At 65.0% G+C, this 17,207-nt stretch carries 18 protein-coding genes and 1 tRNA gene; 10 read left to right on the forward strand and 9 right to left on the reverse strand.

Annotation, left to right across the window (positions count from 1 at the left end):
• Positions 1-28: 28 nt before the first annotated feature.
• The 7 genes from XH87_RS12180 to XH87_RS12210 all read left to right on the forward strand — a co-directional run bounded on the left by XH87_RS12180 (position 29) and on the right by XH87_RS12210 (position 8,728).
• Complete coding sequence (locus XH87_RS12180) at positions 29-1,213, forward strand: substrate-binding domain-containing protein (protein ID WP_271587446.1); 1,185 nt, start codon at positions 29-31, stop codon at positions 1,211-1,213.
• 173 nt (positions 1,214-1,386) lie between these two features.
• Positions 1,387-2,163, forward strand: coding sequence for an ABC transporter ATP-binding protein (locus XH87_RS12185; RefSeq protein WP_271587447.1), 777 nt, complete (start codon positions 1,387-1,389; stop codon positions 2,161-2,163).
• On the forward strand, positions 2,160-2,882 hold the full coding sequence (locus XH87_RS12190) for an ABC transporter ATP-binding protein (protein ID WP_271587448.1): 723 nt from the start codon (positions 2,160-2,162) through the stop codon (positions 2,880-2,882). Before XH87_RS12185 ends, XH87_RS12190 begins: the two co-directional genes overlap by 4 nt.
• Positions 2,879-3,889: a branched-chain amino acid ABC transporter permease gene (locus XH87_RS12195; RefSeq protein WP_271587449.1), complete on the forward strand. Its 1,011-nt coding sequence runs from the start codon at positions 2,879-2,881 to the stop codon at positions 3,887-3,889. The genes XH87_RS12190 and XH87_RS12195 overlap by 4 nt, the downstream gene beginning before the upstream one ends.
• A complete protein-coding gene (locus tag XH87_RS12200) occupies positions 3,886-4,968 on the forward strand; it encodes a branched-chain amino acid ABC transporter permease (RefSeq protein WP_271587450.1) in 1,083 nt (360 codons plus the stop codon). Before XH87_RS12195 ends, XH87_RS12200 begins: the two co-directional genes overlap by 4 nt.
• Positions 4,969-5,142: 174 nt before the next feature.
• Positions 5,143-8,253 (forward strand): bifunctional diguanylate cyclase/phosphodiesterase, encoded by a 3,111-nt coding sequence (locus XH87_RS12205; protein ID WP_271587451.1) that lies wholly within the window; start codon positions 5,143-5,145, stop codon positions 8,251-8,253.
• A gap of 398 nt (positions 8,254-8,651) precedes the next feature.
• A tRNA-Arg gene (locus tag XH87_RS12210) sits at positions 8,652-8,728 on the forward strand.
• Between the two features lie 27 nt (positions 8,729-8,755).
• Here XH87_RS12210 and XH87_RS12215 read toward each other — a convergent pair.
• Positions 8,756-8,965, reverse strand: a complete 210-nt coding sequence (locus tag XH87_RS12215; RefSeq protein WP_035704467.1) for a hypothetical protein — start codon at positions 8,963-8,965, stop codon at positions 8,756-8,758.
• A 95-nt stretch (positions 8,966-9,060) separates the two neighbouring features.
• Positions 9,061-9,504 carry a TspO/MBR family protein gene (locus XH87_RS12220; RefSeq protein WP_271587452.1) on the reverse strand — a complete coding sequence of 148 codons (444 nt, stop codon included), beginning with the start codon at positions 9,502-9,504 and terminating at the stop codon, positions 9,061-9,063.
• A 44-nt stretch (positions 9,505-9,548) separates the two neighbouring features.
• Between XH87_RS12220 and dinB the strand changes: the two genes are divergently transcribed.
• The gene (gene dinB / locus XH87_RS12225) at positions 9,549-10,649 is read left to right on the forward strand and encodes a DNA polymerase IV (RefSeq protein WP_271587453.1); all 1,101 of its coding nucleotides are present in this window, start codon (positions 9,549-9,551) and stop codon (positions 10,647-10,649) included.
• A 97-nt stretch (positions 10,650-10,746) separates the two neighbouring features.
• A complete protein-coding gene (locus XH87_RS12230) occupies positions 10,747-12,159 on the forward strand; it encodes a sensor histidine kinase (protein ID WP_271587454.1) in 1,413 nt (470 codons plus the stop codon).
• Positions 12,160-12,278: 119 nt separating this feature from the next.
• Here XH87_RS12230 and XH87_RS12235 read toward each other — a convergent pair whose 3' ends face one another.
• The 3 genes from XH87_RS12235 to XH87_RS12245 all read right to left on the reverse strand — a co-directional run bounded on the left by XH87_RS12235 (position 12,279) and on the right by XH87_RS12245 (position 13,782).
• On the reverse strand, positions 12,279-12,572 hold the full coding sequence (locus XH87_RS12235) for a hypothetical protein (RefSeq protein WP_271587455.1): 294 nt from the start codon (positions 12,570-12,572) through the stop codon (positions 12,279-12,281).
• Between the two features lie 203 nt (positions 12,573-12,775).
• Positions 12,776-13,069, reverse strand: a complete 294-nt coding sequence (locus XH87_RS12240; RefSeq protein ID WP_271587456.1) for a DUF1330 domain-containing protein — start codon at positions 13,067-13,069, stop codon at positions 12,776-12,778.
• 26 nt (positions 13,070-13,095) lie between these two features.
• Entirely contained in the window at positions 13,096-13,782 is a 687-nt protein-coding gene (locus tag XH87_RS12245; protein ID WP_271587457.1) for a DNA-3-methyladenine glycosylase I, read from the reverse strand.
• A gap of 157 nt (positions 13,783-13,939) precedes the next feature.
• Between XH87_RS12245 and XH87_RS12250 the strand changes: the two genes are divergently transcribed.
• Positions 13,940-14,767 carry a metallophosphoesterase family protein gene (locus XH87_RS12250; protein WP_035704453.1) on the forward strand — a complete coding sequence of 276 codons (828 nt, stop codon included), beginning with the start codon at positions 13,940-13,942 and terminating at the stop codon, positions 14,765-14,767.
• Here the strand turns inward: XH87_RS12250 and XH87_RS12255 are convergent.
• From XH87_RS12255 to XH87_RS12275, 4 genes are all read right to left on the reverse strand, one after another.
• Positions 14,706-15,191: a Crp/Fnr family transcriptional regulator gene (locus tag XH87_RS12255; RefSeq protein ID WP_271587458.1), complete on the reverse strand. Its 486-nt coding sequence runs from the start codon at positions 15,189-15,191 to the stop codon at positions 14,706-14,708. The genes XH87_RS12250 and XH87_RS12255 overlap by 62 nt on opposite strands.
• Positions 15,192-15,375: 184 nt before the next feature.
• A complete protein-coding gene (locus tag XH87_RS12265) occupies positions 15,376-16,116 on the reverse strand; it encodes a di-trans,poly-cis-decaprenylcistransferase (RefSeq protein ID WP_271587459.1) in 741 nt (246 codons plus the stop codon).
• A 29-nt stretch (positions 16,117-16,145) separates the two neighbouring features.
• Positions 16,146-16,520, reverse strand: coding sequence for a transcriptional regulator (locus tag XH87_RS12270; RefSeq protein WP_035704446.1), 375 nt, complete (start codon positions 16,518-16,520; stop codon positions 16,146-16,148).
• Positions 16,507-17,124 (reverse strand): hypothetical protein, encoded by a 618-nt coding sequence (locus XH87_RS12275; protein ID WP_271587460.1) that lies wholly within the window; start codon positions 17,122-17,124, stop codon positions 16,507-16,509. The genes XH87_RS12270 and XH87_RS12275 overlap by 14 nt, the downstream gene beginning before the upstream one ends.
• Positions 17,125-17,207: the final 83 nt, after the last annotated feature.

The raw sequence follows: 17,207 nt of genomic DNA on the forward strand, positions 1-17,207 counted from the left end.
GAGAAACTTCAAATCAGGAGGGACCATCGTGCGTCGATCACTCATCATAACAACAACCATTCTCGCGCTAGGCGCGGGCACCTCCGCGCAAGCCGACGATCTCAAGATCGCGCTGATCTACGGCAAGACCGGTCCGCTCGAGGCCTACGCCAAGCAGACCGAGACCGGCCTGAAGCTGGGTCTTGAATACGCCACCAAGGGCACCATGACGCTCGACGGCCGCAAGATCGTCGTCATCACCAAGGATGACCAGGGCAAGCCGGATCTGGCCAAGGCGGCGCTCGCGGAGGCCTATCAGGACGACAAGGCCGACATTGCGATCGGCACGACCTCGTCGGCTGCGGCGCTCGCCATTCTCCCGGTCGCCGAAGAGAACAAGAAGATCCTGATCGTCGAGCCCGCGGTCGCGGACCAGATTACCGGCGAGAAGTGGAATCGCTACATCTTCCGCACGGCGCGCAACTCCTCGCAGGACGCCATCTCCAACGCGGTCGCGATCGGCAAGCAGGGCGTCACCGTCGCGACGCTGGCGCAGGACTATGCGTTCGGCCGCGACGGCGTCGCCGCCTTCAAGGAGGCGCTCGCCAAGACCGGCGCGACGCTGGCCGCCGAAGAATATGCCCCGACCAACACCACGGACTTCACCGCGGTCGGCCAGCGCCTGTTCGACGCGCTGAAGGACAAGCCGGGCCGCAAGGTGATCTGGGTGATCTGGGCCGGCGCCGGCAATCCGCTGGCCAAGCTCCAGGACATGGACCCGAAGCGCTACGGCATCGAGCTCTCCACCGGCGGCAACATCCTGCCGGCGCTCGCCGCCTATAAGGGCCTGCCCGGCATGGAAGGCGCGACTTACTACTTCTATGAGATCCCGAAGAACCCGGTGAACGACTGGCTGGTCGCCGAGCACCAGAAGCGCTTCAACGCGCCGCCGGACTTCTTCACCGCGGGCGGTTTCGCTGCCGCGATGTCCGTCGTCGCCGCCGTCACCAAGGCGAAGTCGACCGACACCGAGAAGCTGATCACGGCGATGGAAGGCCTCGAGTTCGACACGCCGAAGGGCAAGATGGTGTTCCGGAAGGAGGACCATCAGGCGCTGCAGAGCATGTATCACTTCAAGGTCAAGGTCGATCCGAACGTCGCCTGGGCCGTGCTCGAGCCGGTGCGCGAGCTGAAGATCGAGGATATGGACGTTCCGATCCGCAACAAGCGGTAAGCTTTCCTGCTTCATCTCTCCCGCTTGCTTGCGGGAGAGGCCGGGAGAGGGCTCTCGCCTCTTGGGGGGTTCTCGCGAGCGGAAACACCCTCTCCCCAGCCCTCCCCCGCAAGCTGGGGAGGGGCGCAGCGCGATCGCGGACATAGCCCGTTTCATCAATTACCGAACGCTCAATGACTCTCACCCTCGAAACCCGCGATCTCACCATTCGCTTCGGCGGCCATGTCGCGGTCAATAACGTCTCCTGCACGTTCCGCCCGGGCGAGCTCACCGCCATCGTCGGGCCGAACGGCGCCGGCAAGACCACCTATTTCAATCTGATCTCGGGCCAGCTGCGCGCTTCACACGGCAGCATCCTGTTCGACGGCTCCGACATCACCCAGCGCTCGGCGCCGATGCGCACCCGCGCGGGCCTCGGCCGCGCCTTCCAGCTCACCAACCTGTTCCCGAACCTGTCAGTGGAAGAGAACGTTCGTCTCGCGGTGCAGGCGGCCAGCGGTACCCATTACGACATGCTGCGGCCTTGGATGGTCCGCCGCGACCTGATCGCCCGTGCCGACGCCATCCTCGACCAGGTCGCGCTCGGCAGCCGCCGCGGCGTCGCCGCGACCGCGCTGTCCCATGGCGACCAGCGCAAGCTCGAAGTGGCGCTGATGATCGCGCTGGAGCCGAAGGTGTTCATGTTCGACGAGCCGACCGCCGGCATGAGCATCGACGAGGTGCCCGTCGTCCTCAACCTCATCGCACAGCTCAAGCAGGACAGGAGCAAGATCATCCTGCTCGTCGAGCACAAGATGGACGTGGTGCGCTCGCTCGCCGACCGCATCATCGTGCTGCATAACGGCCAGCTCGTCGCCGACGGCCCGCCCGCGGAAGTGATCGCCTCGCCGATCGTGCAGGAGGCCTATCTCGGCGTCGCGCCCAAGAACGCTGCAGAGAGTGCAGCATGACCGATCTCCTGAAGCTCTCCGGCGTGCACACCCATATCGGCCGCTACCATATCCTCCAGGGCATCGATCTCGCCGTCCCGCAAGGGCAGGTCACGATGCTGCTCGGCCGCAACGGCGCCGGCAAGACCACGACGCTGCGCACCATCATGGGCCTGTGGCAGGCCTCGAAGGGCGAGATCACCCTCGCCGGCGACCGCATCGAGAGTCTTGCGACGCCCGACATCGCCCGGCTCGGCGTCGGCTACGTGCCGGAGAGCATGGCGGTGTTCTCCGACCTCACGGTGAAGGAGAACCTCGTGCTCGCGGCCCGCGACGGGCCGCTCGACGACACCCAGCTCGACTGGATCTTCGGCTTCTTTCCGGCGCTGCGTCGGTTCTGGCTGTCGCGCGCGGGAAGCCTCTCGGGCGGGCAGAAGCAGATGTTGTCGATCGCGCGCGCGATCATCGAACCGCGCAAGCTGCTGCTGATCGACGAGCCGACCAAGGGGCTGGCGCCGGCGATCGTGATGGCGCTGATCGAATGCCTGAAGGAAATCAAGCGCAAGGGCGCGACGATCCTCCTGGTCGAGCAGAATTTCTTTGCCGCCCGCGAGCTCGGCGACAACGTGCTCGTGATGGACAACGGCACCATCGTCCATCGCGGCGAGATGGCGGTGCTCGCCGCCGACGTGCCGCTGCAGGAGCGGCTGCTCGGCCTGAGTCTGGAGGCACATCAGTGACTGACCTTGCCGCAACCGATCCGCTGCCGAAGCCGAAGCGCGACATCGCGCCGATCCTGCTCCCGCTCGCGCTCGCGCTGCTCACGATTCCTCTGATCGGCTCGACCAGCTCCTGGCTGACGCTGACGGTCGCGAGCCTCGCCATGGGCATGATGATCTTCATCATGGCTTCGGGCCTGACGCTGGTGTTCGGCCTGATGGACGTGCTCAATTTCGGCCATGGCGCCTTCATCGCCGTCGGCGCCTATGTCGCGACCCTGGTGCTGGCGCCGTTTGCGGCGTCCATCCAGGCGGATTCGCTGTGGATGAACCTCGCGGTGCTGGCGCCGGCCGCTCTGCTCTCGATGGCGGTCTCCGGCGCCCTCGGCCTGGTGGTCGAACGCGTGCTGATCCTGCCGGTCTATGGCCAGCATCTGAAGCAGATCCTGATGACGACCGGCGGCCTGATCGTCGCCGAGCAGACGCTCTATGCGCTGTGGGGGCCGCAGATCATCCCGATGCCGCTGCCCACCTCGCTGCGCGGCTCGTTCATCCTCGGCGACGTCGCGATCGCCAGATACCGCGTGCTGGCGATGCTGATCGGCCTTGCCGTGTTCATCGCGATCCAGCTCGTGCTCAACCGCACCAAGCTTGGCCTCCTGATCCGCGCCGGCGTCGAGAATCGCGAGATGGTGGAGGCGCTCGGCTACCGCATCCGCCGCCTGTTCCTCGGCGTGTTCATGACCGGATCGGCGCTGGCCGGCCTCGGCGGCGTGATGTGGGCGCTCTATCGCGAGCAGGTTCACGCCTCCATGAGCGACGACCTCACCGTGCTCATCTTCATCGTCGTCATCATCGGCGGCCTGGGGTCGATCGGCGGCTGCTTCATCGGCGCCATCCTGGTGGCCATGGTCGCCAATTACGGCGGCTTCCTGGTGCCGAAGCTCGCCCTCGTTTCCAACATCCTGCTGATGGTCGCCATTCTGATGTGGCGGCCGCGCGGCCTCTATGCGGTGACCAGCCGATGATGATCCTGTCAGGCGATCCACCGCGCAGCCGCGTCCTCACGCTCGTTCTCGTCGTCATCATCCTGGCGCTGGCGGCGACGCCGTTCCTGTTTCCGGGCGCCAAGGCGCTGAACGTCGCGGCCAAGATCTGCGTCTTCGCCGCGCTGGTCGCCTCCTACGACCTCCTGCTCGGCTATACCGGCTCGGTGTCGTTCGCCCACACCATGTTCTACGGCATCGGCAGCTACGCCATCGCGATCGCTCTGTACGGGATGGGTCCGAACTGGGCCGCGGTCGCAACCGGAATCGTTGTCGGCCTGCCGCTCGCAGCCCTGCTCGCGCTCGCGATCGGCCTCTTTTCGCTGCGCGTTGCGGCGATCTTCTTCGCCATGATCACGCTCGCGGTCGCCTCCGCCTTCCAGGTGCTGGCCTCGCAGCTGTCCTGGCTGACCGGCGGCGAGGACGGACGCAGTTTTCAGCTGCCGGAGCTGCTGCGCCCCGGCACCGTGCTGGTCTCCAGGAACCTGTTCGGCTTCGAGATCAACGGCCGCATCCTGACCTACTATCTGGTGTTAGCGGTCTCGGCCATGATGATCCTCGCTCTGCTGCGCGTCGTGAACTCGCCGTTCGGGCGCGTGCTCCAGGCGATCCGCGAGAACCGCTTTCGCGCCGAGGCGCTCGGCTTCCGCACCGTCTTCCATTTGACCTACGCCAACTGCCTCGCCGCGCTCGTCGCCGCCAGCGCCGGAATTCTGAACGCGCTGTGGCTGCGCTATGCCGGTCCCGATACCTCGCTCAGCTTCTCGATCATGCTGGACATCCTGCTGATGGTCGTGATCGGCGGCATGGGCACGATCTACGGCGCGATCATCGGCGCCACCATCTTCATCCTCGCCCAGAACTATCTGCAGTCGCTGATGGGCGTCGCCTCCAGGGCGGCGGGCGAAGCCGGCCTGCCGCTGCTGCCTGGGCTGTTGCATCCCGACCGCTGGCTGCTGTGGCTCGGGCTGCTGTTCATCGCCAGCGTCTACTTCTTCCCGACCGGCGTGGTCGGACGGCTGCGCAAGGTCGGCGGCGACAAGAGCGCCGGCGCGCATTAAGCCGCGGTTAACGACGCGGCGCGGCGATCGCCGGGCGCGCCGCACAACGTGGCGGGATTCCCGCTTCGCTGCATGCTGACGCGATCGCGCAACCGGATTAATGCTTAGGTAACTGATTTTCATAAGGTTTGCGCCATTTGTGCGGTGTATTCGTGTTCCTCCAGGGAGGGGGGAATGCGCCCAGTCTTTTCCACGGTGGCAGCCGGAATGTCTCTAGCCGCAAGGAGCGGCTGGGAGGCCTTGGTGCGGCGTGGTCCCGTCCTGTGGTTGACCCTGTGCGGCGTGTTGCTGGTCGCCGGCATCTTCGCCGTGACCGCCATGGCCGTCGGCGAGTTTCGCGAACGGACCCTCGCCAACCGCGAACGCGAGCTTGAAAACACGGTGCAGCTGATCGCACGGCACTTCGATCAGCAGTTCGAGGATTCCGACGTCGTCGCCGCCGATCTGATCGGGCAGATGAACCTGATGGAGATCACCTCGCCGGCGACGTTCCGCGAACGCATGTCCGGACCTGCGGCGAACCAGATGCTGCGCAGCAAGATCAGCCCCGTGTCCTATCTCGGCGATATCGCGATCTACGACGCCGACGGCGAGCTGATCAACTGGTCGCGCGCCCAGCCACTGCCCAAGATCAACGTTTCGTCGCGGGCCTACTTCCAGACATTCAAGACCAATCCGCGGTCCGAATCGGTGCTGCTGGAATCCGTCCGCAGCTTCATCCTCAACAAATGGACCACGATCGTCGCACGCCGCTTGACCGGCGCCGACGGCACCTTCCTCGGCGCGATGGTCCGCCGGATCGATCCGGACAGCTACCGGCAGTATTTCGCGTCTGTCGCGCTCGCCGAGGGCACGGCCATCTCGCTGTTCGATCGCGAAGGCAAGTTGCTGGCGCGCTATCCGCATCGCGAGGAGCTGATCGGACGCAGCTTCAAGGACGCGCCGCTGATGCAGAAAGTGCTGGCCCAAGGCGGCCAGCAGACGCTCCGCGGCAAGAGCCCCGTCGACGGCGAGGCGCGGCTCGGCTCGGCGGCATCGCTGACGCACTTCCCGCTGGTCATCCTCGCTACCAACACGACAGCCGCAGCCCTTGCGGACTGGCGGCAGCAGACCGGCTTCATGGTTACGACCGCCGCGCTTTCAGCCGCCGTCATCGCGCTGATCCTGTATCTGATCATCCGCCAGATCAAACGGCAGAACCGCGACGCCCAGGAACGGCTTGAAGCGGAGCGGCTGCGGCTCGACACCGCCCTCAACAACATGTCGCAAGGGCTGATCCTGTACGACGCCGCCGGATACATCGTCACCTGCAACCGTCGCTACGCCGACATGTTCGGTCTCTCCCACGACGTCATCAAGCCCGGCTGCCACATCCGCGAGGCGATGTATCATCGCAAGGAGCGTGGCGCGTTCAGTGGCGATGTCGAGGCATTTTGCGCTGACGTCCTGAGGATCGTCGCAGAAGGCACGGTCTCCACTCGAATTCATCAGTTGGCCAGCGGACGCGCCTTCCAGGTCATCAACACGCCGCTCGCACAGGGCGGATGGGTCGCAACGATCGAAGAGATCACCGAGCGGCGCAATCTGGAGCAGGAGCGCGACCGCAACCACACATTCCTGCGCGAGATCATCGATCATATTCCCTCGCAGATCACGGTGAAGGACGCCCAAACGCGGCAATATCTGCTGATCAACCGGACCGCCGAGCAGCAATTCGGCCAATCGCGCGAAGCCATCGTCGGCAAGACGCCCTTCGATCTTTACCCGGACGAAGCCGCCAGACTCGTCACCGAGGACGACAGCAGAGCGCTGCAGGCCGCCGACGGATTGTTCAAGGACGAACATCCCTGGCAAAGCCAGACCAAGGGGCTGCGCTATATCACCTCGACCCGGATCGGCATTCGCGACAGGTCCGGCGAGCCGCGCTACCTCATCAGTGTCGTCGAGGACGTCACCGAACGGCGCTACGCCGACGAGAAGATCGCGCATATGGCGCATTACGATGCGCTGACCGACCTGCCGAACCGGACCCTGCTCCGCGAGCAGATCGAACGCGAGCTGGCGAAGATCGCGGGCGGCGATCAGTTCGCGCTGCTCTACATCGACATCGACGAATTCAAGGGCATCAACGATTCGCTCGGCCACCACGTCGGCGACGAGCTGTTGAAGTCGATCGCGGGCCGTATCCGGGGCTGCCTCAAGCAGGGCGACCTGATCGCGCGGCTCGGCGGCGACGAGTTCGCGGTCATCCAGACCGGGATCCAGTCCTCGGACGAGGTGGTGTCGTTCGTGAAGCGGATCTATGGCGTGATCCGACAGCCCTATCATTGCCTCGGCCATCAGCTCTCCACCGACGCGAGCATCGGCATCGCGCTTGCGCCGCAGGACGGCAGCGATCTCGACCAGCTCGTCAAGAACGCCGACCTCGCGATGTACGGCGCCAAAGCCGAAGGACGTCGCACACATCGCTTCTTCGAGCCGGAAATGGATGCGAGCGCCAAGGCACGCCTCAGCATGGAGCAGGATTTGCGGCAGGCCCTGGTGGATGGCGGCTTCGAAATTCACTATCAACCGCTGGTCGACCTGCGCTCAGGCGAAGTCTCGGGCTGCGAGGCGCTGCTGCGCTGGCGCCATCCCGAACGCGGCATGGTGTCGCCGGCGGAGTTCATTCCGGTCGCCGAGGACACCGGCCTGATTACCGAGCTCGGCGACTGGGTGCTGCGCATGGCCTGCAACGAGGCCGCAACCTGGCCGACGCATATCCGCGTCGCGGTCAACGTGTCGCCGGTGCAGCTCAAATGCGATACGCTGGCGCTGCGGATCGCAGGCGCGCTCGCCGCTTCCGGACTGGATCCGCGCCGGCTCGAGCTCGAAATCACCGAAGCCGTGCTGATCCGCGACGACGAGGCGGCGCTCTCGATCCTGCATCAGCTCCGCTCGATCGGCGTGCGCATCGCGCTCGACGATTTCGGCACCGGCTACTCCTCGCTGAGCTATCTGAAGCGCTTCCCGTTCGACAAGATCAAGATCGACCGCTGCTTCGTCGCCGACATCGCGGAAGCGAGCGGCTCGCCCGTGATCGTGCAGGCGGTGGTGAACATTGCGGCCGCCAGCAGCATGACCACGGTCGCCGAGGGCGTCGAGACCGAGGCGCAGCGCGACATGCTGCGCGCGCTCGGCTGCACGCAGATGCAGGGCTATCTGTTCAGCGCGCCGAAGCCAGCCAGCCAGGTGCGAAAGCTGTTCGGCTCCGGCGATGCGGCGCCCGTGGCGGCGGTGGCCTGACGGCGAAGCCAGGCAGCTCCGGCCAAAGCCGTCGACGTCGCGGACTCCTATGCGGTGGGCTGCTTCAGCATCCGGTGGTGCCGACCCTTCGCGATCGACCCGAAAGCGCCGTGTCGTGATCCGGAGCAGGGCCTGCAAGCGAGCGCCGCCTGCGCCGGCCGCATTCCCAGCGGTGCCGATGGCGGCCCGGCTGCTCGCGCCGTCGACGCGGCGCTCCATTTGGCCAGACGGCTCGGCCGCAACCGCGTCGTCTGCGCCGAACGGGGGCTTGCCGATTTCGCCGCCCTCGGCCGGGAAGCCGCGGCGGTTCCGGCCTGTTTCCGGCGCGAAGCGGCTCGAGCGCCATGCGGCGAGAACCGGTTGCCCGCCCCTCGCCAATCGGCTAAATGAACCCGACTGCACCCGTAGCTCAGCTGGATAGAGCGTTGCCCTCCGAAGGCAAAGGTCACACGTTCGAATCGTGTCGGGTGCGCCAGCTTTTGAGCCTCTCCTACGCCGGGGCCTATGTCAGCATCGAAATAATCGCCTGAATCTGATCAGAGGCGGCCGTCACCAGTCCGTCATACGACGTCTGGCCGTGTGCGGCGGCGTTCAGGATGCATTCGGCCACGGCCGCTTTCAGACCGAAGACCGATTGCTGGGCCGGCACGCTCGCCATCACGGTTTCCAGGGCCTGACGCATCGTCTGAATGAGATCGGAGCTGTATTGCATGGGCTGTCCTCCGCGGACTGATATTAGATCGCGTGCTCATGCTTGCCACTCACAAGCCTGGGATTGCTGTTCGAGATTGATTGAGAATGATCGTCTCAATTCAAACGCCAGATCGCCGCATTGAGCACGCCGGCAAATGCGACCCAGGCCGCGTAGGGCACGAACAAGGCGGCCGCCAACCTGTCTCGTGATATCTCGATACCGATGTAAGTTACGATCGCGACGAACAGACAGACGAGGATGACGAGCGCGGCTCCGATCTGGTGCATCGTGAACATGACCGGAGACCACACGAAATTAAGGGCGAGTTGCGCGGCCCAGACCAGCATCGCCTTTCCTGACGGGGCACGACGGTAGGTCCGCCAACCCGCCACGGCGATCATGATGTAAAGGATGGTCCAGGCCACCGGAAACGCCCAGTTCGGCGGCACGAAATCCGGCTTGGCGAGGCTTGCATACCACTCTCCGGGCAGATTGGTCGCGCCGATCAGCCAGCCGATGCCGACCACGGCGACCACGAAGACCAACAACTGAAGCATCCATCACCTCGCGCTTCTTCTTCCCCGATTGTATCATTCTTTCCATGAGCGGCTCCAACACGATGACCGGCGACGCCCCACCGGTGCGCAAGATCATCCATATCGACATGGATGCCTTCTATGCGTCGGTGGAACAGCGCGACAAGCCGGAGCTGCGCGGCAAGCCGGTTGCCGTCGGAGGCTCCGCGGAACGCGGCGTCGTCGCGGCCGCGAGCTACGAGGCGCGCAAGTTCGGCGTCCGCTCGGCCATGCCGTCGGTGACAGCGAAGCGGCAATGTCCCGATCTCGTCTTCATCAAGCCGCGCTTCGAGGTCTACAAGGCGATCTCCAGGCAGATCCGCGACATCTTTGCCGAGCACACGCCCATCATCGAGCCATTGTCGCTCGACGAGGCCTATCTCGATGTGACGGAAAACCTGCAGGGCATCCCGCTGGCGCGGGACATCGCGCTGCGGATCCGCGAGAAGATCAAGGCCGAGACCGGCCTCAACGCTTCGGCGGGGATCTCGTACAACAAGTTTCTGGCCAAGCTCGCTTCCGATCATCGCAAGCCCAATGGTCAATTCGTGATCTCGCCGGAGATGGGGCCGGCTTTCGTCGAGGCGCTGCCGGTCGGCAAGTTCCACGGGGTAGGCCCGGCAACAGCTGCGAAGATGAACGCGCTCGGCCTGTTCACCGGCCGCGACATCCGTAACCAGACGCTGGAGTTCCTGAATGCGAATTTCGGCAGGTCCGGCGCCTATTACTACTGGATCTCACGTGGTGTCGACGAGCGGCCGGTGCGGGCCAACCGGATCCGCAAGTCGATCGGCGCGGAGAACACATTCTCGATCGACCTCGACGCATTCGACGCGCTGGCCGCCGAACTCAGGCCCCTCGTCGACAAGGTTTGGCGCCATTGCGAGGCGACCGGCAACCGGGGCCGCACCGTGACCCTGAAGATCAAGTTCGCCGATTTCGAGATCATCACACGCAGCAAGTCCGCCGCCGCGGCAGTTGCGGGCCGGGACGATCTGGAGCGGCTGGCCTGCGGCCTGCTCGAAGCCGAGATGCCGCTGCCCAAGCGCGTCAGGCTGCTGGGCGTCTCGCTGTCTTCGCTGCAGGTCGGGGACGATGCGGAGCCGCAGCTGACGCTGGGTATTTGATTGGGACCGCCGGGCGAACGCGACATCTTTGTCCGCGACGCGGCTCCAAACCTGTCGTAGAGACGTCAAAACACGCCTTTTTCGCGATTGAATTGGAATGCTTGCCTTATTGATACGCCTCGGACTGCGCTTCGAAGACCGCATCGAGGAACGGCGATTCGTCGACCAATATGTCCGGGGCAGTCTCGGATGGACGCAGATCGCGATGCTGCTCGGCGCCGCCACCTATGCCGGCTACACGCTGTGGGATTGGGTGCTCTACCCTGAAGTCGTGCCGACCACGCTCGCAATCCGTGGTGGCACTGCCGTGTTCATCCTGCTCCCGCTGACCGCGCTGCTGTCACGGCGCTGGATGAAGCCATGGGCAGAGACGATTTTCCTCGCCTATTGCGTCATTCCCGGTTGTATCCTGCCCAGCATCTATCTCGTCCTGCCATCCGGCTTCACCTTTGCCGCGCCAGGCATGATGATGATCATCCTGTTCGTCTCGACCATGCTGCCGTTGCGGATCGGTTCGCTGGCGATTTTCTGCCTGCTGTCGTGGGTGGCGCTGATCGTCGCCGAGACGTTCGCGCCGGCGCTGCCGACGGGCCTCAGATTCATCAACCATTCTCTCGTCGGGAACGCCTACGCCTTGTCGCTTTACGCCGTGGCCGCGCGCGAGTATCGGGCGCGAAAGCAATTCCGGACGTCGGAGGCGCTGCAACGGGAAAAGGAACGCTCGGAGAAATCGCTGCGCGATCTGCGCGCGACCCAGGAGCAACTCGTGCAGGCGGAAAAGCTCGCCTCGCTCGGCCAATTGGTGGCTGGTGTCGCGCACGAGGTCAGCACCCCGCTCGGCATCGCCTTGACGACCTCGACCGCCATGCAGACCGATCTGCAGACAATGGCTGATGCATTGGGCGGAGCCTCGGTCCGGCGCTCCGATCTGACCAAGGGCATCGACAGGCTCAAGCAGGGGCTCAATCTGACCTTCGACAATCTGCACCGCGCATCCGAGATGGTGCACAGCTTCAGGCAGGTCGCCGTCCATCAAGCCGACGAGGACCGGCGGACCTTCGAGCTCGAGGATTGGCTGTCGGAGTTGATGTCCAAGCTCGGGCCATTGCTGTCGCATCATGGCCTGACGGTCGAGGTCCGATGCCCGGCGGGAATCAAGCTCGACAGCTACCCCGGAGCGCTTGCTCAGGTGATCAGCAATCTCGCTCTCAATACGGCGGGGCACGCTTACCCCGACAAACGAGGCGGCCGGTTTGTCATCACAGTCAGCCAACCGGATCCGGCATCAGTCCGCCTCGTCTGTGCTGATGAAGGCGTCGGGATCCCCGACGAATTGCAGGCGCATATCTTCGATCCGTTCGTCACGACGAGTCGGAAGAGCGGCAATGCCGGCCTGGGGCTGCACATCGCCTTTAACCTGGTGGCCTCATCTCTGAACGGGCGGCTGCGGCTCGAGAGCACGACGGGTCCGGGGACTCAGATCGCCATCGAGATCCCGCTCCAGGCCTGATCCCGGCGGCCGTGTTGGAGCCGCCTCGGAGGCCGGGAACAGGACGCTCGCCGGGCATGCCTGCCGGTGACGGATTTTCAGATCCGCCACCGATGAAAATCGATCCGCTCGGGGGGCGCTCAATGCTTCATATGCTCGAACACCACGATCACCCCGGTCGGTTCGGGCTCATGCGCCATCAGGCGTGTCAGGTCGGAATCGCCCCAATCGGCGAGGCTGACGACCTCGCCGCTCTGGCGGTCGGCGCCAGGCGATCCCGTGGGCTCGAGGACCTTGAGACCCATCTCGTCGACGAAGAAGGTATGCTCGCCGAACATGCTGTTGAGCTGCGGCATGGCGGGATGTTCGTCGGGCAGCACCTGAGCGCCGAGTTGGTTGACGGTCTGCTTCACCTGTTCGGATGTGAGCTTCATGAGCTGCTCCGTTTCTGGCTCCGGTTTCATTGACCCAGGCGGAAGCATGCGTTCCTCGCGCCCTTGTCGGCCTGGCTCAAGGTCCCGAACAGGCACTGCGGACAAATGTTCCTGCAAAATGCAATTCGTGATCGCGCACGGCACCTGCCGCGCTCGCGGCACGAGATCGCCACACGATGCACACGATCTCGCTGTTCCGCGCGCTACTCGACAGCCTCGACGATCCGGATATCGCGATCCGCGCCATCACCAAGCAGGTCGTGCGCGACCTTGTAGGCTGGACTCTCATACGCCGCCTTGGCGCTCGCGACGCTGTCAAACTCGATGAGAACGACGCGCTCCATCTGGCCGAGTTCGAAGACGGCCGCGGGCACCCCGCGCGCGATCACGCGGCCACCCGCCGCTTCGATCGCCTGGCGCGATACGTTGGCATAGGCGGTCATCGCATCGGGGTTCTTGATCGCACGATAGGTCGCAACCCAATAGGCTTTCGCCATTGCTCTTCTCCAGGTTGTTGTGAGTGCTACTCGCTGCGGTTCTCGCCGACCGACAGCGCGCAGATGCGCGACAGACAGGTGTAAGGCAGACCGGTCTCCTCGGCCCAGGCGTTGAACTGCGCCTGCACCTTGGCGAGATCGCCCTTCGACTTGACCTCCTCGGCAACGTCGAGACCTGCATCGCGCAGGCAAGCGACCACGTCCCTGGACGTCACGAAACCGTCCCAGCCGACGAAGCGCAGCAGCATCTGGCCGGTGTTGCCTCCCAACCGGCTGCCGCGCTTGTTGAGGAGATCGAGCAGTCCGATCTCGTCGGACGAGGGCCACTTCGCCAGAAACTTGCCGAAGCTGCCGTGCTCCTTCGCGATCTCCTGCACGAAGGCGGCGTTGTCGCGCACCGACATGATCTTGGCGCCATTGCGCACGATGCGCGCGTCGCGCAGCAGGCCCTCCCAATAGTCTTCTGGCTGGAACATGAGCTTGGCGGGCTGGAAATGCAGGAAGGCGTGCTCGAAACCGTCCCATTTCGAATCGATCACGCTCCAGGCGAAGCCGGCGCAGAACACCCGCCTGGTCATCTCGGCGAGGATGCGGTCGTCGCCGAGCCTGGCCAGCCGCTTGAGGTCCGGCTTTGCCGGCATCAGTTTCTCCAGCGCCTTGGGCCCGCCCTTGCGTTTCTCGGCGCGGGCGCGAATGGTCTTGAAGGGGGTCATACGGGCATCCGCATTGAGGATGCCCACGACATCAGAATTCAATGAACCGGTCCAGCCCCGCGACGCTGACGCGCAGGAGCGGCCATGCTGGTCCGCTTCTTGCTTCATGAGGCTTGGAATTCCCAGACATTTTCAAGCTCTCGCCGACGGATTTTCGATGCGCTGCCTGGTCGTGGCCGACCTGCACTATTCGCTGCCCCAGCTCGACTGGCTGGTCAGCGCGGCGCCGCAGTTCGACCTCGTGATCTTCGCCGGCGATGCGCTCGACATCGGCTCGGTCGTTGACTTCCGCGCCCAGATCGTTGTGGTGAAGAAATACCTCGCGCTGCTTGCCGCGCAGACCCGCGTGATCCTCTGCTCCGGCAATCACGACCTCGACGAGCGCGACGCCGAAGGTGAGAAGATCGCGCGCTGGATTTCGGAGGTGCGCGAGCTGGGCATCGCCTGCGACGGCGACAGCCTCGGCATCGGCGACACGATGTTCACGGTATGCCCGTGGTGGGATGGGCCGCTGGTAAAGCAGCGCATCGTCGACCAGTTGCACGATGCCGCGGCCAGCCGACCGCGACGATGGATCTGGGCGCACCACGCGCCGCCGGCGGATTCACCGACGAGCTGGGGCGGCAAGCGCTTCTTCGGCGACGTCGAGCTGGTGCAATGGATCGTGCAATACCAGCCGTCGATGGTGATCTCGGGCCATGTGCATCAGTCGCCGTTCATCACCGGCGGCTCGTGGTTCGACCGGCTAGGCCGGACCTGGGTCTTCAACACCGGCCTGCAACCGGGCCGGCCGCCGACCTGTATCGTGCTGGACCTCGACGCGGACAAGGCGTTCTGGCTTGCAGCCGGCGAAGCCCAGTGGATCGACCTCAATGCGCCGCTGAAGCGCCCCGCCGCCCCGATCGAAGCGCCGCCCGACTGGCTCACATTCTTGGATCGGATTTCCGATCCGAGCCTGGCGAGACCTCAAGCGGCGGCAGGTTGATCATGCTCTGGAGCACCTCGCCGACCATGGCCAGATGCGTGCCGTGGCCGGCATATTGCCGCTTGAGATCGGCGAGATAGGTGTTGGCGACATTGAGCCGCTGTGCCAGCATTTTCGCGATCAGCAGGGCCACGCCCGGCTCCTTCTCGAGGAACGAGGCTGCGTTCTCGAACTCATAGACGACCGCGTCGGAGCAGGCCCGCACGGTTGCGGTGTGCGGCTGGCCCAGCAGCACGGACATCTCGCCGAGCACCGCGCCGGGCTCGGTGACGGTGGCGATCACCATCTCGCCCTTGAGCACTTCGAGCTTGCCTTGCATCAGCACGTAGAGATGGCCGGTGGTGCCACCCTCGTTGACAATGAGCGTGCCGGCGGCGATCTGCCGCTCCGTTCCGCCGGTGCAATAATCCAGGACCGCGCGCATCGCAGAGAGCTCCTGTCGCTGGGGACCCATCGACGGAGACTAGAGCACGATCCGTGCCATGCGGCAATTCAACGAGCGTATGACGAGCGCGACAAGCACCTCGCGAGGTGGACCGACGGCCGATCTCCAAGGCCGGTATCCCGAAAACCCGCTCTCTTCGCCAGGCCGCGCATCGCGCCGCGCGTCACACCCGGGAGAGCGAAGGCACCTCCTCCGGCACGATCGCCCGAAGGCCGCCGAAGCGGCGCTCGCGGCCGTGGAACGCGGCGAGCGCCTCGGTGAGATCGCTCGCGTCGAACTCGGGCCACATCCGCTCGGTGAAGTGCAGCTCGGCATAGGCGCCCTCCCAGAGCAGGAAGTCCGACAGCCGCTTCTCGCCGGAGGTGCGGATGATGAGATCGACGTCGCGGAGACCGGCCTCGCCGGTGACGAGCTGCGAGAACGCCTCGCGGGTGAGGCTGGTCAGCGCGGCCGCTTTGGCCGCGGCGTTGAGGATTGCGTCGCGCGCGGAATAGTCGACGGCGATGCGCAAATGCAGTGCGCCGCCAGCGGCGGTGGCCTCTTCGGCGCGATCGATCGCGGTGGCGATGCCTTCGGGCAGGCGATCGCGGCGGCCGATCACGGTCAGGCGCACGCCGTTCTTGACCAGGCTCTGCACCTCGTGGGCGAGATAGAAGCGCAGCAAGGTCATCAGTGCGGCGACCTCCGTCTTCGGCCTCCGCCAATTGTCGGCGGAGAAGGCGTAAAGCGTCAGCGTGCCGATGCCCTGCTTGGGCGCGGCCTCGACGATGCGGCGAATGGTCTCGACGCCGGCCTCGTGGCCGCGCACGCGCGACAGGCCGCGCCGCGTCGCCCATCTGCCATTGCCGTCCATGATGATGCCGACATGAAGCTTCTCGCTGCGGGACGTAAGGTCACTTTGCATTGCAAAGTCTCCAGTCAAAAAGGAGAGGATCAGGTCGAGACGATACCGAGGCGGCCGAGCGGCGGCGCGCCACGGCCGGCGGCTTTCGCCGCGTCGCGCACCAGCCGCTCGAGCACAGCGAGGTAGTCGAGGAAACGGCGGCGGCCGGCCCTGGTCAGGCGACAGGTGGTGTGCGGGCGGTTGCCCTCGTAGCCTTTGGTCACCTCGACGAGGCCGGCCTCCTGGAGCACGGCAAGGTGCCGGCTGAGATTGCCGTCGGTGAGGCCGCAGAGCTGCTTGAGGTCGCCGAATGCCAGCCCCTTGGGATGCGCCATCAGCGAAGTGAGAAGCCCGAGCCTCGCCTTCTCGTGGATCACGCGGTCGAGTCCTTCGTAAGAGAAGGGCGCGCTGTCAGTCTTCGACATCGTTGTCTCCGGAAGCGACATGCAGAATGGCCGCCATCACCGATTGCCCGATCACGAAGGGCAGGCCCATGGTCCACGGCGACAGCGTGTGGGTTCGGCTTGCGAGCACCACCACCGCGAAGCCGGACACGAAATACCAGGCGCCGGCGAGCGCGACGGTGCGCGGCAGCGAGCGGACCGAGGCAAAGATGCCGAGCGACACCAGGATCTGCCACAGGCCCGGCAGCAGCCACAGCGTCTCGCTCGCGAACTTCCACATCGCCACCGCGAGCAGCACGCCAGCAACGCCTGCCGGCAGGAACTGCTCGACCGCCTGATGGATCATGGCATCGGCCAGGCCCGAATGGTGACGGCGCGAGCGCGCGCGCATCTCGATGCCGATCATCAGCCCCGAGAGCGCGGCGGCGACGAACCAGCCGCAAAAGAATCCGAGCGGCTCGCCGGTGGGATCGTCCAGCAGCCAGAATTGCAGGACCGCGGTGATGAGCGCGACGGCGCCGGTCGCCGCCATCGTCGCCGGCCCGTAGCCGCGGAAGGCGGTGCCCGCGGCGATCTGGCTGCGGATCGCCACGATATCGGCCAGCGCCTTGTCGAGATCGTGCATCGGCAACGCCAAATCCCCGTTCCACCCGAGCCTTCCGGGACTGCAGGTCCCATTACTTTGTAATGCAAAGTATACGGCGTAGC

The organism is Bradyrhizobium sp. CCBAU 53415 (assembly GCF_028128735.1).
GTDB lineage: Bacteria > Pseudomonadota > Alphaproteobacteria > Rhizobiales > Xanthobacteraceae > Bradyrhizobium.